17 protein-coding genes are annotated in these 14,566 nt (G+C 51.0%); 16 read left to right on the forward strand and 1 reads right to left on the reverse strand.

All coding sequences use genetic code 11. From position 1 onward, the window contains the following. Positions 1-38: 38 nt before the first annotated feature. Positions 39-566 carry a L,D-transpeptidase gene (locus JOE45_RS00565; RefSeq protein WP_245246533.1) on the forward strand — a complete coding sequence of 176 codons (528 nt, stop codon included), beginning with the start codon at positions 39-41 and terminating at the stop codon, positions 564-566. 570 nt (positions 567-1,136) lie between these two features. Here JOE45_RS00565 and JOE45_RS00570 read toward each other — a convergent pair. After that, positions 1,137-1,343, reverse strand: coding sequence for a DUF1657 domain-containing protein (locus JOE45_RS00570; RefSeq protein WP_210022037.1), 207 nt, complete (start codon positions 1,341-1,343; stop codon positions 1,137-1,139). Positions 1,344-1,481: 138 nt separating this feature from the next. Between JOE45_RS00570 and JOE45_RS00575 the strand changes: the two genes are divergently transcribed. From JOE45_RS00575 to JOE45_RS00645, 15 genes are all read left to right on the forward strand, one after another. Further along, positions 1,482-2,342: a DUF421 domain-containing protein gene (locus tag JOE45_RS00575; protein ID WP_210022036.1), complete on the forward strand. Its 861-nt coding sequence runs from the start codon at positions 1,482-1,484 to the stop codon at positions 2,340-2,342. Positions 2,343-2,362: 20 nt separating this feature from the next. Beyond that, positions 2,363-2,842 carry a stage V sporulation protein AC gene (gene spoVAC, locus JOE45_RS00580; protein ID WP_210022035.1) on the forward strand — a complete coding sequence of 160 codons (480 nt, stop codon included), beginning with the start codon at positions 2,363-2,365 and terminating at the stop codon, positions 2,840-2,842. After that, on the forward strand, positions 2,843-3,856 hold the full coding sequence (spoVAD, locus tag JOE45_RS00585) for a stage V sporulation protein AD (RefSeq protein WP_210022034.1): 1,014 nt from the start codon (positions 2,843-2,845) through the stop codon (positions 3,854-3,856). A 10-nt stretch (positions 3,857-3,866) separates the two neighbouring features. Then, complete coding sequence (gene spoVAE, locus JOE45_RS00590) at positions 3,867-4,232, forward strand: stage V sporulation protein AE (protein WP_210023485.1); 366 nt, start codon at positions 3,867-3,869, stop codon at positions 4,230-4,232. Positions 4,233-4,554: 322 nt separating this feature from the next. Next, positions 4,555-5,514 carry an AAA family ATPase gene (locus JOE45_RS00595; RefSeq protein ID WP_210022033.1) on the forward strand — a complete coding sequence of 320 codons (960 nt, stop codon included), beginning with the start codon at positions 4,555-4,557 and terminating at the stop codon, positions 5,512-5,514. A 2-nt stretch (positions 5,515-5,516) separates the two neighbouring features. Continuing rightward, positions 5,517-6,764 carry a DUF58 domain-containing protein gene (locus JOE45_RS00600; RefSeq protein WP_210022032.1) on the forward strand — a complete coding sequence of 416 codons (1,248 nt, stop codon included), beginning with the start codon at positions 5,517-5,519 and terminating at the stop codon, positions 6,762-6,764. After that, entirely contained in the window at positions 6,761-8,989 is a 2,229-nt protein-coding gene (locus JOE45_RS00605; RefSeq protein WP_210022031.1) for a transglutaminase TgpA family protein, read from the forward strand. The genes JOE45_RS00600 and JOE45_RS00605 overlap by 4 nt, the downstream gene beginning before the upstream one ends. Before the next feature lie 123 nt (positions 8,990-9,112). Continuing rightward, entirely contained in the window at positions 9,113-9,607 is a 495-nt protein-coding gene (locus JOE45_RS00610) for a YqeG family HAD IIIA-type phosphatase (protein WP_210022030.1), read from the forward strand. A gap of 7 nt (positions 9,608-9,614) precedes the next feature. Then, positions 9,615-10,745, forward strand: a complete 1,131-nt coding sequence (gene yqeH, locus JOE45_RS00615) for a ribosome biogenesis GTPase YqeH (protein ID WP_210022029.1) — start codon at positions 9,615-9,617, stop codon at positions 10,743-10,745. A 55-nt stretch (positions 10,746-10,800) separates the two neighbouring features. After that, entirely contained in the window at positions 10,801-11,670 is an 870-nt protein-coding gene (gene aroE, locus JOE45_RS00620) for a shikimate dehydrogenase (protein WP_210023484.1), read from the forward strand. Positions 11,671-11,716: 46 nt separating this feature from the next. Continuing rightward, positions 11,717-12,010 carry a ribosome assembly RNA-binding protein YhbY gene (yhbY, locus tag JOE45_RS00625; protein WP_210022028.1) on the forward strand — a complete coding sequence of 98 codons (294 nt, stop codon included), beginning with the start codon at positions 11,717-11,719 and terminating at the stop codon, positions 12,008-12,010. A gap of 45 nt (positions 12,011-12,055) precedes the next feature. Beyond that, positions 12,056-12,643, forward strand: coding sequence for a nicotinate-nucleotide adenylyltransferase (locus tag JOE45_RS00630; RefSeq protein ID WP_210022027.1), 588 nt, complete (start codon positions 12,056-12,058; stop codon positions 12,641-12,643). Further along, positions 12,633-13,217 carry a bis(5'-nucleosyl)-tetraphosphatase (symmetrical) YqeK gene (gene yqeK / locus JOE45_RS00635; RefSeq protein ID WP_210022026.1) on the forward strand — a complete coding sequence of 195 codons (585 nt, stop codon included), beginning with the start codon at positions 12,633-12,635 and terminating at the stop codon, positions 13,215-13,217. The genes JOE45_RS00630 and yqeK overlap by 11 nt, the downstream gene beginning before the upstream one ends. A 30-nt stretch (positions 13,218-13,247) precedes the next feature. After that, entirely contained in the window at positions 13,248-13,595 is a 348-nt protein-coding gene (rsfS, locus tag JOE45_RS00640; RefSeq protein ID WP_210022025.1) for a ribosome silencing factor, read from the forward strand. Further along, the gene (locus tag JOE45_RS00645) at positions 13,592-14,491 is read left to right on the forward strand and encodes a CvfB family protein (RefSeq protein WP_210022024.1); all 900 of its coding nucleotides are present in this window, start codon (positions 13,592-13,594) and stop codon (positions 14,489-14,491) included. The genes rsfS and JOE45_RS00645 overlap by 4 nt, the downstream gene beginning before the upstream one ends. The last annotated feature ends 75 nt before the right edge of the window (positions 14,492-14,566 follow it).

Below are 14,566 nucleotides of genomic sequence, written 5' to 3' on the forward strand. Positions count from 1 at the left end.
ACCGACCGAAACTTATTCTATATGTAAGGATGAGAAGCTTGAGGAAGACATTGTTGTGCTCCAGGATCTGCTTATCATTGTTCTTGCTGGCCATTTGCGTTTCTTTATTCCCGCAAGTGCTCGCCGCGGAGCCGGATTCAAGCAAGCTGAAAATAATGAATTTTGACGGATTGTCAGAAGAAGGCGTCTATTTAATCATCAATAAAACCTCAAACCAGCTGACCGTGGTTTTGAACGGACGAGCCATGTATTATTTCCCAATCGCGACCGGACGGACGAAACAATTAACCCCGACAGGGCGATTTAACATCGTCACTAAAATCGTAAAGCCTTGGTACGTGCGCAAGCAGATCCCGGGCGGTGACCGGCGGAATCCGCTCGGTACCCGATGGATGGGCATTAATGTTCCCGGAACCGGAGGCTACACTTATGGAATCCATGGGACCAACCGGCCGTATTCGATTGGCAGCAGCGCATCTTCGGGCTGCATTCGGATGCATAACAAAGATATCGAGTGGTTGTTCAGGCATATTCCGCTCGGCACCGTGGTTATTATCAGAGATTAACGGAGCCCAAAATGGATTTTTGCTTGTGTATAAGCATTACCGGTTCTGAGCATCATACTATCGACGGTGAAAAGCGAGGTGTGGTTCCGTTGAGCAAAGTAGCGGGTTATACCGGGGAAATTGGTTTTGGATCGAGATAGAAGCGCAGGGATGTGCCAAAGACACGTTAGAGTAGTACTTGTTACTTTCGATCGTGTAGTTAGGTAAGACCCGAGCTTTAAAGCCAGGTTCAAGGCAATGACCAAAAAAACATTCACCGTTGAAAAGGACTCCAAGAGGAGTCCTTTTTCCTTTTGGACATGCTTCAGCAGTTGGACTAGCCCCTTGTCCTACCGTTCAAATAGATGAGTGTACCGTAGCAATTGTTTTCGCCAGGCATAGGATGAAGTAACCTCCTAAATCATATGAATGGGGGACGTGAACGATGGAACAATACCTATCCGTAATGTTGATTCTTTTGCTTTTTCTCCTGTTGCTGATTGTGCTCTTGCTGTTTTTGTAAATGAAGATAGTGCACGCTCTAACGAAGAAACAGCCCGATCCGCTGCTTCGCGGAAACGGGCTGTAATGTTAGAAACCTTTATATTGCGGCTCTTCGTTCTCGAGCTGCTGTACGCGTGAGCTGACTTGATCTACAATACCTTGTGTTTGTTTGGCACAATTTTCAAACAGCGATTTTGCTTCTTGATTTTGCGTACCTAACGCAAACGTTTCAAGGCTTGCTTGCGCGCTTTTGAGCGATGCCAGCGTCGTTTTCACTTGGGATGCCACGGTCATCGATATCACCTCCACAAACGATAATATGCTCAATCTTTTTGAACTAATGAATGTAAAAAAAACCCAGTAAATAACAATAGCGATTTTAGTAAACAATTGAAATGTCATGCTTTAACCACTGGAAAAGGAGAGGGTCTCTTGCAGGAATGGGCGCAAATTGCGGTCCGCTCGGCAGCTGCCATAACGATTCTGTTTATAATCACCCGTATTCTTGGGAAAAAGCAAATTTCTCAATTAACCTATTTTGAATACATACTCGGTATTGCGCTTGGGGAAATGGTTGGATTCATGTCCATTGATTTAGAATCACCTTTTATGTATGGCCTGATCGGACTTTTGACCTGGTTTTTGCTCCCTTTTATCCTCGAAATCTTTGCCTTAAAGAGCAATCGGCTTCGGAAATGGTTTGAGGGAACGGGAACTGTGTTTATTAAAGAAGGCAAAATTATGGAAGACAATCTAAAAAAAGAACGCTACACCGCGGATGAGCTCTTGGAGCAGCTACGAATCAAGAGTGTTTTTAACGTGGCTGATGTGGAGTTCGCCATGCTGGAGGCCAGCGGAGATCTCAGTATTCTGTTAAAGCAAGAGCATCAGCCGCTGACACCCAAACAGTTGGGGATACGCGTTGCTCCTCAGAAAGAAACACAAGCGGTGATTATTGACGGGAATATCATGGACGAGCCATTGGCTACAGCGGGGCTTAGCCGAGAATGGCTACAGACAGAGTTGGAGAAAATAGGCGTAACCTTAGAGAATGTTTTTGTCGGTCAAGTGGAATCGTACGGTCAGCTGTATGTTGATTTATATGACGATATGCTGAAGGTGCCGCCGATGATTCAGAAGCCTCTGCTGCTGGCGACGTTGAAAAAATGCGAAGCGGATTTGGCGCTGTACGGGTTATCTACGGCAAACCAAGATGCCAAACGAATGTACGAACAATGCATGGAACAATTGTCAGGCATAATCGAGCAGGTTGAACCGTTTTTGAAAAGATGAGCAGAAAAGGGGTATAGAGGATGTCCACCAGATCGAAGATGAAGAAGTTAACTTGGACGCAGCAGGAATACCAAGAGTTTGCCAAGAAGCGGGAGCCGGCCCGTCCGGTGCTAAAAAATTGCTTTCGGGCCTTTTTGGTCGGGGGTTTTATATGCCTGATCGGTCAAGCCCTTATGGAAATGTTTATCAGTTGGTTCGGGTTTACCCAGAAAACGGCAGGGAATCCAACGGTCGCTGTACTGATCTTTGTTGCGGTCCTGCTCACAGGCTTTGGGGTGTACGATAAAATTGCTCAATGGGCCGGCGCCGGTTCCGCTGTTCCGGTTACGGGGTTCGCCAATTCGGTTTGCTCCGCTGCATTGGAACATAAAAGTGAAGGCTATGTCCTTGGGGTTGGGGGAAACATGTTCAAATTGGCCGGTTCGGTAATCGTGTTTGGAACGGTTGCGGCTTTTGTAATAGGCCTCATTCATATGCTTCTCGGATTGGAGGGTCGATAAATGCTGAAGGGATATCAGAGTTGGGAATTCAAAAAGCGTCCGGTCATTATGGGAACAGCGACCATCGTAGGACCGGATGAAGGCAACGGTCCGCTTGGAAACGAATTCGACATTGTTCACGCAGATAACATACTCGGTCAAGACAGCTGGGAGAAAGCGGAGAAAAAAATGCTGGAAGAAGCCGCCAAGCTTGCGATAGAGAATGCGGGTCTCACGAAAGAACATATTCAATTTTATATCGGCGGAGATTTGTTGAACCAAATCATTAGCAACAGCTTTGCCGTACGTACGATGCAAATTCCTTACATCGGTATCTTCGGGGCTTGCTCGACCTCGATGGAGGGCTTAGCCATAGCTTCCATGATCGTTGATTCCGGCTATGGCCATCAGGTGATGGCCGGGACGTGCAGCCATAACTGCACCGCGGAAAAACAATTCCGCTACCCGACGGAATACGGCTCGCAGAAGCCGCCAACCGCACAATATACGGTTACGGGAGCGGGATGTGTGGTTGTGGGGAATCGAGGCAAGGGGCCAGTCGTAACAGGAGCAACGATTGGACGTGTCATTGATATGGGGATTAAGGATCCTTTTAACATGGGCGCGGCGATGGCTCCGGCGGCTGTGGATACGCTGCAAGCTCATTTTCGCGATTTTAAGCGGGAGCCGGGATATTATGATCTGATCTTAACAGGCGATTTAGCGAAGGTTGGCTATGAAATTGCATGTGAATTGCTCGAAAAGCATCAGGTGCCGATTAAACAAACCAATTATTATGATTGCGGTCTAATGATGTACGATTTGGAGAAGCAGAATGTACAAGCAGGGGGTAGCGGCTGCGGCTGCTCAGCCACCGTAACGTACGGACACATCATGAAACGAATCAAAAAGGGAGAGCTGAAGCGGGTGCTGATCGTTGCGACGGGAGCGCTGCTTTCGCCGCTCTCGTTTCAACAGGGAGAAAGTATTCCGTGTATTGCTCACGCAGTAGCCATTGAAAGCGAGGTAGTGTAGCATGGATTGGATGCAATTTGTTTGGGCTTTTCTCGTTGGTGGTGCGATCTGTGTGCTGGGGCAGCTGATGATGGATGTCATGCGGTTGACGCCGGCACATACGATGAGTACACTTGTGGTGGCCGGTGCCATTGTGGATGGGATTCAATTCGGGGGCAAAAGCTTGTACGATAGGTTCATCGAATTTGCCGGTGCCGGGGCGACCGTACCGATTACGAGCTTCGGTAACTCATTGGTGCACGGGGCGCTGAGCGAATTAAAATCGCAGGGGCCGGTCGGAATCATCACAGGGATCTTCGAGGTCACCAGTGCGGGGATTTCTGCGGCCATCATATTTTCGTTTCTGGCCGCTCTCGTTTTTAAGCCGCAAGGATAAGGTTGTTAAAGGGCTGATGTAGATGATATAAGCTTCGGAACATGGGAGGGTGGCGCAAGCGCTAAACCGCCCATGGATTTCGGGGCTTTTTTGCAATCATACAAATAATTTCATCATTTTTACACGTGTACTCCGTTTCCTGATTCCTGTACAATAGGAAGTAAGTCTCTTGTATTTAGTGTGTATGTTACAAAGGTTACAATCACATTACATTTTGATTTCATTTGTCAAATCGGCACGATTTTTCAGAACCATAGGCTCTTATTTTACGTAATAAAATGAATTAACGTGTTAGTTTATGCGATTTTAAGGAGGCCGGACGATGGAGACGATGATCAGAGAAGATGTACAAGCGATAAGGCGCGTACAGGCGAACCTGGAATCCTGCATTCTGGGGAAAACAGAAGAAATTCAGCTGCTTTTAACTGCAATGCTGGCAGGAGGCCACGTGCTGCTTGAGGATGTGCCGGGTACAGGAAAGACGGTTCTGATCAAAGCGCTAGCCAAATCGATCCACGGACAATACCGCCGCATTCAATGCAACCCCGACCTCCTTCCCACCGATATCACCGGCGTTTCCATATATCATCCTAAGGATGAAGTGTTCATGTTCCGCCCGGGTCCCATCATGACAAATATTCTGCTTGCTGACGAAATTAACCGGGCTACAACAAAGACGCAATCCGCCTTGCTGGAAGCAATGGAGGAGAGACATGTTACGGTGGACGGAGAGGGTCATGAGCTGCCAAAGCCTTTCTTGATGTTGGCAACCCAAAATCCGATCGATTTCGAGGGCACCTATGTCTTACCGGAAGCGCAGCTGGACCGTTTTATGATGAAATTCAGCCTGGGCTATCCGGATGAGGAAACCGAAACGAAAATGATCATATCTCAAAGCATAGCTCACCCGCTGGATTCCCTGGAGCCGGTTATGGAAGTGGAGCATATATTGGGTATCCAAAAGCAGGTTAAGCTGGTCCATCTCGATGAGGCGGTGGCGGGGTATTTAGTATCGATTATCCGGTTGACCCGAGAGCATCCTGCGATTTACCTGGGCGCGAGCCCGCGTGCAACGCTGGCGTTGGTACAGGCGGTCAAAGCCTACGCTTTGCTTCAGGGGAGAGATTACGTCATTCCGGATGATATCAAATTTTTGGCGCCTTATGTGCTTGGACATCGGATTATTCTGCAGCCGGAAGCGCGGATGGAAGGTGCTACTGTACCTTCGGTGCTGCATTCGGTGTTCCAGCAGGTGAAAGTGCCGATACGTTGGGAGAAGTGATCATGCTGAGAACTTCTTTCGCTTATAAGCTGGCGGAACGCCCGCGATCCAGCCGCAAGCTCTGGGCTGTGCTTTCGGTTTTCTTGGGCAGCCTCGCATTCCTGCTGTTTCAGGGCGGAAAGCTGGCGCTTATGTTGTTTATCATCATGCTCATTCTCAGCGTTTATTTGTTGCTTGGCCAGTGGAGCGGAATCAAGCGGGCCCAAGGTGTAAGGACGCTCAAACATAACGAATTCGGGTCGATATTGGAAGCCGGAAGTACCCTTGGGGTAACGATTCAGCTGCAAATTCCGGGATTTTGGCCGATGCCTTATCTTTTCGTTAAGGATCGATTGGTTCACAAAAGCGGACGTGAGCTGATGTTCGAGGCGACGGTCGTGCCCGACTGGAAACGACGTGCGGAGTGGGAATACAGAACACCGGTGATGCGCCGCGGACACTACATCTTCGGGACTACGGAATGTGTAACCGAGGATGTGTTCGGATTGTTCGAGCACAAGGGAGAGCTTGAGCTTTCGCAAAGCATCGCGGTTCTGCCGCAAACGGTACCGATCCGGGAGTGGCAGCAGTTCCACCATATGATGAAAGGTACCAATCACCACTCCTCGACGACCCGTGCCGCACGTGAAACCACACAAATTAACGGTGTACGTGAATACATTTACGGAGACCGCCTCTCGCGGATTCACTGGAATGCGACCGCGAAAACGGGAACCTGGAAATCGAAAGAATTTGAGCGCGAATCGCTTCCAAAGACATATTTGTTTCTGGATCGAGGGCGGCAATCTTACCCGGATCCGGAGCCGTTCGAGCTGGCGGTATCCGCTGCAGCCTCGCTGTTCCAATACGGCGCTCATCGAGGCTTGGCGCTTGGGCTTATCTCCACCGGGTCAGGAGACAACTATTTTGAACCAAAATCGGGGCAAGCGCAGTATCAAGCGATGATTCAGCATCTTATCGATGTGGAGCCGGATGGGGCGTACAGCGTACGGCAGGTATTGATGGAGAAAATCAGCAGGCTCGCACCAGGCAGCTTCATTACGCTGATTAGTCCGGTCTCCGATGAAATGATGCTGCACTTGCTGCTATGGCTCAAGCAGCAGCAAATGAAGCCCTGCCATTTGTGGGTTTGCCCGGATGCAGCCCGTAAAGAAGCATGGGTAAAGCGGCTTCAGTCCCGGGGGATCGTCTGCTATGCGGTGCAGCATTTGTCTGAACTGCCTTCCCTGTTGGGAGGTCGAATCACATGAATGAGAAGCCGCTATCCTGGTGGAAGCACTTGTTATTTCATAATTGGCCGCATCGGCTCACGGTGCTGTTGTGCGGCGTGTTTTTGCTTCAGTTTACCATTTGGTTTTCCAAAGAAGAAGGCATGTGGCTGCGAGAGACCGTTGTCATCGTGCAGTTGACGCTATTGACGATCTTTATCATGGAGCATGTGCCGCGTATCCATTGGCTTCTTCGCGGCGCGATTGAGCTGGCGGCTATTCTTATTATCCATATCCAAGCGCTCCAACAGTTTGAAGTAATCGAGCCTATGAAGTTTTCAAGCTTCTTTTCTTCGCACTTGTTTTTGAACTTGTATGAGCTTACTCCTTATTTGTGGTTTGGACTCGGGGCTTGGGTCGCCTATCTGACGATGATCTGGTGGGTGGAAGCGAAGTGGCGCCTTTATGTTCTGCTCGTTATGACCGTACTGGCCATGTGCATCCGAGATTCATTTTCAGCCGTTTATTTATGGCCGCAGGTGGCCATCATTGTCGGCTGCGGGCTGCTGCTGCTGATATTGTGCCACTTTACACAGCTTCGGCGCAAAGATGCGTCAGCTTGGCGGCATCTTGCCCATTACCCAGCCTCCATTGCGATTCCGGTTGTTTCCCTCGTCTCCCTTACGATATTCATCGGGGCACTGATGCCGGAGGTAGGTCCGACGCTAACGGATCCGTATACCGCATGGCGCAATTTCAAAGGAGAACCGATGAATTTTACCACCGGCAAGGGCATTCAGGTGTCCACTGCCGTCGATGCAGCGGATTCTTCTTCTGGCTACAGCCGCAACGACTCTAACCTTGGCGGCGGGTTTCAGTTTGACTATACGCCGGTGATGGCTGTAGAAACGACGCACAGGGCTTATTGGCGCGGGGAATCCCGTTCGCTCTATACCGGGAGAGGCTGGGAGGAAAGCGATAGTGAACGCCGGGCCGCTTGGAGCGCTGTCCGCCCGGACAATCCGGTTCCAGTCGATCCGAGGCATCCCGCAGGGAATCGGAAGACGGTTGAGGTGACGCAAACCGTGACGCTGCTCACGGAGCAGCGGTATCCCGTCCTGTTCGGAGCCTATGCGGTGCAGAAGGTAACCGGCATTAACGGGGCCAAGAGTGGATTCGATCCGCTCCAATGGTCTTCCCAGCAGTCAGAGCTTAGGTTCAGTGAACGTCAGTCCTATCCGAAGACGTACACGGTCGTTTCCCAAATGCCGATTGTCGATGAGGCAGCCTTACGTGCGCTTCCGATGGAGCCGGCAAGGCCAGGTATGAATGAGTATTTACAGCTGCCGGACAATTTGCCCGAGCGCGTTCGGACGCTGGCGAGCGATATTACCAGAGAAGCGACGAATCCGTATGACAAAGCCAAACGGATAGAACAGTATCTGCAGCTGAATTTTCCCTACACGAACCGACCGGACTTATCGAAGGGGCGCAGTCGTGATTTCGTGGACCGGTTTCTATTCGAAATCCAGGAAGGCTACTGTGACTATTATTCGTCCGCCATGGTGGTTATGGCCCGTTCGGTGGGCTTACCAACCCGTTGGGTGAAGGGTTATGCATCCGGCGCAACGGATTGGAATGGCGAATTGTTAGGGATGTTCCCCGAGGATACGATGACGAATGCGGACGCATCTGGTGTGTACAAGGTGCGAAACTCGGATGCGCATTCCTGGGTAGAAGTTTACTTCAATGGCTATGGTTGGATTCCGTTCGAGCCGACCTCGGGATTTGCTCTGCCAATGGTGACAGCCGAAGCTGATCCCGCAATCGATACTTCAGAAGCTCCGGCTCCGATTGAAACGGAAACGGAAGAGAATGCGTCTGTCGTGGAGCCACACCATGTTGCAACTGGGGGCATTATAGCAGCGGTTGCTCTGTTTGCGGCTTTCCTGGTTTGGAAGCTGCAGCTCATTGAATTACTGAGAGAGCGGGAGCGCCGGCGCAGAGCTTCACTGCTGAAGCAGAAGGTTATTGTGGAGTGCGAGCGGCTGCTGCGTATATTCCGCCGCAACGGCTATGTGCGCGAGGAGCATGAAACGCTGCGTGAAGCGACTCGCCGGTGGTCGAAGCAAAGCCGTTGGATGAAATCGGAGCTCGATACCGTGCTTCATGTGTTTGAAAAAGCGAAATATGGGAATGCGGAGATTACCGAAGAGGATTGGCGTCAGACAACACAAATCGTAGAAAAGCTTCGTTCTCAGATGTAGCTTGCCCCTGAAGGCTTGACGGCTTCGAGCCGTCGGCCTTTTAATTTCTTCCTTTTTGCAACAAAAAGGAGTATTATGGTATAGTTTGACGTATACAGCCTAATGTCTTTCGAGGTGAACGCTTTGCTGAATAAGCTGATTCCGCGTAAACAAGTGAATTCGATTTATGAAATAGCACTCAATGAATTATGGGAGCAGGGGTATCGGGGCATCATTACGGATTTGGACAACACGTTGGTAGGGGCCAAGGCGCCGCTGGCTACGCCGGAGCTGATCGATTGGCTCAAGGTGGTAGGACAGGTCGGCTTTCAGGTGGTCGTTGTTTCTAACAACCAAAGGACTCGTGTGACCAAGTTCGCGGAACCGCTATCCCTGCCTTTTATTTACCGTGCCAAAAAGCCCACAAGCGCATCGTTTCGAAAAGCTCTGCACATGATGAATCTAAGGGCGGAAGAGACCGTTGTGATCGGCGATCAAATGCTGACGGACGTGCTGGGAGGTAACCGGATGGGCTTGTTTACCATTTTGGTTCGCCCCATATCATTGATGGACGAAGGTTTTTTTACCAAAGTAAACCGCAGAATAGAGAAGGCGGCTTTAACGATAATGAAAAGGTAGGGAATCCATGACGGATCAGAAACAAACGACAACGGAAGCTACTCACTGCGCAGGCTGCGGCGTAGCGCTCCAAACCGAAGACGCCGAGAGGCTTGGTTATGTGCCGGAACAGGCATTGACGAAGACGCCGGTTATTTGCCAGCGGTGCTTCCGCATTAAAAATTACAATGAAGCTTCCAGCATTACATTAAATCAGGATGATTTTCTGCGTTTGCTTACGCATGTAGGCTCGACCCAATCGCTTGTGGTCAACATTGTGGATCTGTTTGATTTCGAGGGCAGCATGATTTCCGGGCTCCCACGGTTTGTGGGAAACAATCCGATTGTGCTCGTTGTGAACAAAATCGACCTTTTGCCTAAGGTGACGAACTATAACCGGATCTTAAACTGGGTTCAGCGCCAAGCGAAGGAAGCAGGTCTGAAGGTAGCAGAGGTCGTGCTGTGCTCCGCAAAGAAAAACATGGGCTTCGAACGGGTGATCGAAGCGCTTGATGAACACCGCCGCGGCCGTGATATTTATGTCGTTGGCGCAACCAATGTCGGCAAGTCGACGCTGATCAACCGGCTGATCCGGGATTACAGTGATCTGGACGCGGAGCTGACTACGTCGCAGTATCCCGGAACGACACTTGATCTTGTCCGCATTCCGCTAGAGGACGGCGCATCTATTATCGATACGCCAGGCATCGTATACCATCACCGGCTGACGGAGCTTGTCAGTAAGAAGGATTTGATGAAGCTGATGCCGGACAAGCCGGTCAAACCGCTTGTATTCCAACTGAACGAACGGCAAACGATCTTCTTCGGCGGGTTTACACGGTTTGATTTTGTACAGGGCGAACGGCAGTCCTTTACTTTCTATATGTCTAATGCGCTCCAGGCTCACCGGACTAAGCTGGAACGGGCGGACGAGCTGTATGAGGAGCACAAGGGAGAGCTGCTGTCGCCACCAACGCGGGAGGAGCTGGACAAGCTGCCGAAGCTGGCAAAGCATCCGGTCAGAATTCCGAAGGGCTCGAATTTGGACGTGTCCATCTCAGGAATCGGGTGGGTGAAAGTGAACGGAACCACAGGAGCGGACCTTGTCATTCACGTTCCTAAGGGCGTGAAGGTAGCCGTACGAGAGTCACTTATTTAACCATTTGCCGAAGGAAAGGCGATGCATGGGCAAGCAATGGGAGGAACGGGAAACAATGGGGAAGCATAAGCTGGACAGTCATACGATTCTGTATGGTGTATTCGGAGATCCGATTCGTCATTCGAAGTCTCCGATCATGTTGAATAAGGCTTTTGAAGAAACGGGGATCAATGCCGCCTACGGAGCGTTCCATATCTTGCCGGGCACGCTGAAGGATGCCATCGCCGGAATTCGGGCGCTGCAATTTCGCGGAGTCAACGTGACGATCCCGCACAAAGTGGAAGTCATGTCATATTTGGACGAAATCGATGAAGCCGCGCACGTTATCGGCGCAGTCAACACGATTGTGAACGAAGGCGGCAAGCTGGTCGGTTACAACACCGACGGTATCGGTTATATACGTTCGCTCAAAGAAGAGACGGGCATCAATCTAAAAGGACGCAAGGTGCTGATGATCGGTGCGGGCGGCGCCGCTCGCGGCGTCGGCTATGCATTGGTCAAGGAAGGCGCTGAGCATGTCTACATTGCAAACCGGACGAAAGAGAAAGCTCTCCAGTTGGCCGGTTCTATGAGTGAATTCGGAAGCGTATCCGGTCACGGTTTGGACGAAGTAAGTAAGCTAGCCGGTGAGGCGGCTCTCGTCGTGAACAATACACTGCTCGGTATGCACCCGAATGTGGACGAGGTACCCATGGACGTGGAGCTGATCAAGCCCGGTACGGTGGTCAGCGATTTGGTGTATAATCCGATCCTTACCCGTTTTTTGAGAGAAGCCCGGGATCTTCGGGAAGCAACCGTTCACAGCGGCTTGGGCATGTTTATATATCAAGGCGCCTATGCGTTCGAATATTGGACCGGCCTCCCAGCTCCGGTTGCAGCCATGCGGAAAGTGGTTGAACAATCTTTTGAAGAGCATGCGAAATAGAGTTAAGATTAGATCTCATCAATAGAATAGAGGTAGAAGATAGAGCATGTTAACAGGCAAACAAAAGAGGCATTTGCGTTCGATGGCGCACCATTTGAATCCGATTTTTCAAGTCGGCAAAGGCGGAGTGAACGATCATTTGGTCCGTCACATTAGTGAGGCATTGGAGGTTCGGGAATTGATCAAGATTTCCGTCCTCAACAACTGTCTGGAGGATCCCAAAGAGGTGGCTGTGGAGCTCGCTGACGGGTCGGGTGCAGAGCTTGTGCAGGTCATTGGTAAAACCATAGTGCTTTATAAAGAGTCCAAAGAACATAAAACGATCGAGCTTCCGGTATAATTATCGAGTGGAGCTGGGATTCTTGTTGCAAAGAGGGGGAGCCGGATGAAAATCGGCTTGATGGGAGGAACTTTCGATCCCGTTCATATCGGCCATTTGATTGCAGCCCAGAGTGTTTGTGAGGAGCTGGGGCTGAATGAGGTTTGGTTTATGCCAACGTCCGTGCCGCCGCATAAGGAGCAGGCGCCCGGCGCTTCTCCGGAGCAGCGCTGGAAGATGGTATGCCTCGCCGCGGAAGGCCATCCGAGTTTTAAGCCGTCGGATATCGAGCTGCGCAAAGGCGGCGTATCCTACAGCATTGAGACGGTGACTATGCTCCGGTCGCAGTATCCTGACTATGAATTTTTTTACATCATCGGTGCCGACATGGTGCAGTACTTGCCCAAATGGCACAAGATCAACGAGCTGATCCGTCTTGTGACCTTCGTAGGACTTCATCGCCCGGGGTATGAAACCGAGATTGAAGGGTTGCCTGCCCCTATTCGGCAGGCCGTTCGCTCGGTCCGTATGCCTCAAATCGAACTATCTTCGACCTGGATCAGGCAGCGGCGGGCCGCAGGGCAATCCGTGCGTTATATGGTGCCCGACCGGGTAAATGATTATATCGAGGTGAACCGGCTTTATGAAGCGTGAAGACATGATCGAATCAGTCCGGTCGCAAATGCCGGAGAAGCGCTGGAACCATACGCTTGGCGTGATGGAGACAGCGGTGAAACTGGCCGAACGATTCGGAGCTGATCCGGTTAAAGCCGATTTGGCGGCTTTGCTCCACGATGTGTGCAAATATTGGCGGGTTGACGAGCAAGCGCGCATTATTCGAGAGAATGGGTTGCCCCTTGATCTGTTGGAGTATGACAAAGAGCTGTGGCATGCTCACGCCGGAGCGTGGGTGGCTGGTGAACGCTACGGTGTGCAGGACGAAGAGGTGCTGGATGCGATTCGTTATCATACCTCGGGGCGCGCGCGGATGACACTGCTGGACAAGGTAGTTTGTCTTGCCGATTATATGGAGCCGGGACGCGATTTTCCAGGCGTGCATAATATTCGCGAAATCGCCGAATATAGTTTAGAGAAGGCATTGCTTGCTGGTTTTGACGGAACGATACGATTCTTGCTGGACAAGGGAAAACGGATATATCCGATGACGCTGGCCGCTCGCAACGCTTTGATCGAAGAGCTGGGGCAGCAGGACGGTGCCAGCGTCTAGCACATTTTTATACTATTGGGAGGAAACCAGATGACGGTACAACCTGAAGAGCTTATGGCACTAGTGACCGAAGCAGCCGAAGACAAAAAAGCGATGAACATCATCACTTTGAATCTGCGCGGAATATCGCTGATCGCGGATTATTTTGTGATTTGCCACGGTAATTCTGAGACGCAGGTGCAGTCGATTGCTACGGAAATCCGCAAGAATGCGGAGGAAAAAGGGGTTCGGGTTCGCGGTTTGGAAGGGATGGACACGGCGCGCTGGGTACTTGTCGATCTTGGCGATGTGGTCGTCCATGTATTCCATCGCGACGATCGGGAGTATTATAACATCGAACGTCTTTGGTCCGACGCGAAAGTGGTCGAACGGGTATGAGACTTGATGCCGGTACGATCAGGCGCTTGGAAGTGGCAAGGGAAGTGTCGCCGAACGGCTATTTTTTGACCGACGGGACACAGGACGTTCTTCTGCATTACAGCGAAACGGTTGGGGAAGTGAAACTAGGGGACAACGTAGAGGTATTCTTGTTTCATGACACTCAAGACCGGCTGGCTGCAACGATGCGAAAGCCGCTGATTCGGCTTGGTGAGGTGGCACTGCTTGAGGTCGTGGATCTTCATCCGCGTTTTGGATGTTTCCTTGAGATGGGTCTGGGTCGGCATTTGCTGCTGCCGTTCAAGGAGCTTCCTGAGCTCAAGGAGCTTCGTCCTGAAGTCGGGGACAAGGTGTTTGTCGTGCTGGCCCACGACCGTCAAGGCCGCCTTGTCGCCAAGGTAGCGGGAGAAGAGCAGCTCAAAAAGCTGTGCTTCGATGCGCCGGCCGCTTGGCGCGGCACTACGGTAGAAGCAAGGGTGTACAAGCCCCTGCAGATGGGTACGTTCATCGTCTGTGACGGAGGTGTGGTTGGTTTCGGAGTCATCGGCTTCATTCATTCCTCCGAGCGGACCCGTCTGCTGCGGCTCGGCGAGCAGGTTAAGGTTCGCATTACCTTTGTGCGTGAAGACGGTAATGTCAACTGCTCAATGCGCGAACGCAAGGAAGTAGGACGGGATGAGGATGCGGAGAAGCTTCTGGCATTCCTACAGCAGCGTCCAAACCAGGCAATGCCTTATTCGGACGAAACACCCGCCGATCTGATCAGCCAGCGATTTGGGATGAGTAAGTCCGCATTCAAGCGCGCCATTGGAAAGCTGATGAAAGAAGGCATAGTTTATCAGGAAGGCAGCTGGACTTACCTGAAGCAGGATGAGATAAAGCCGGTAACCGAGTGAAGGATTGCTCCGGTACCGGCTTTCTTCTTGCGGTAGTGGGTTATCATGATGCGCTGAGTTAGGGGAGGTTGGTAC

Origin of the sequence: Paenibacillus sp. PvR098, from assembly GCF_017833255.1 — a bacterium.
In the GTDB taxonomy this organism is placed as follows: Bacteria; Bacillota; Bacilli; order Paenibacillales; family NBRC-103111; genus Paenibacillus_G.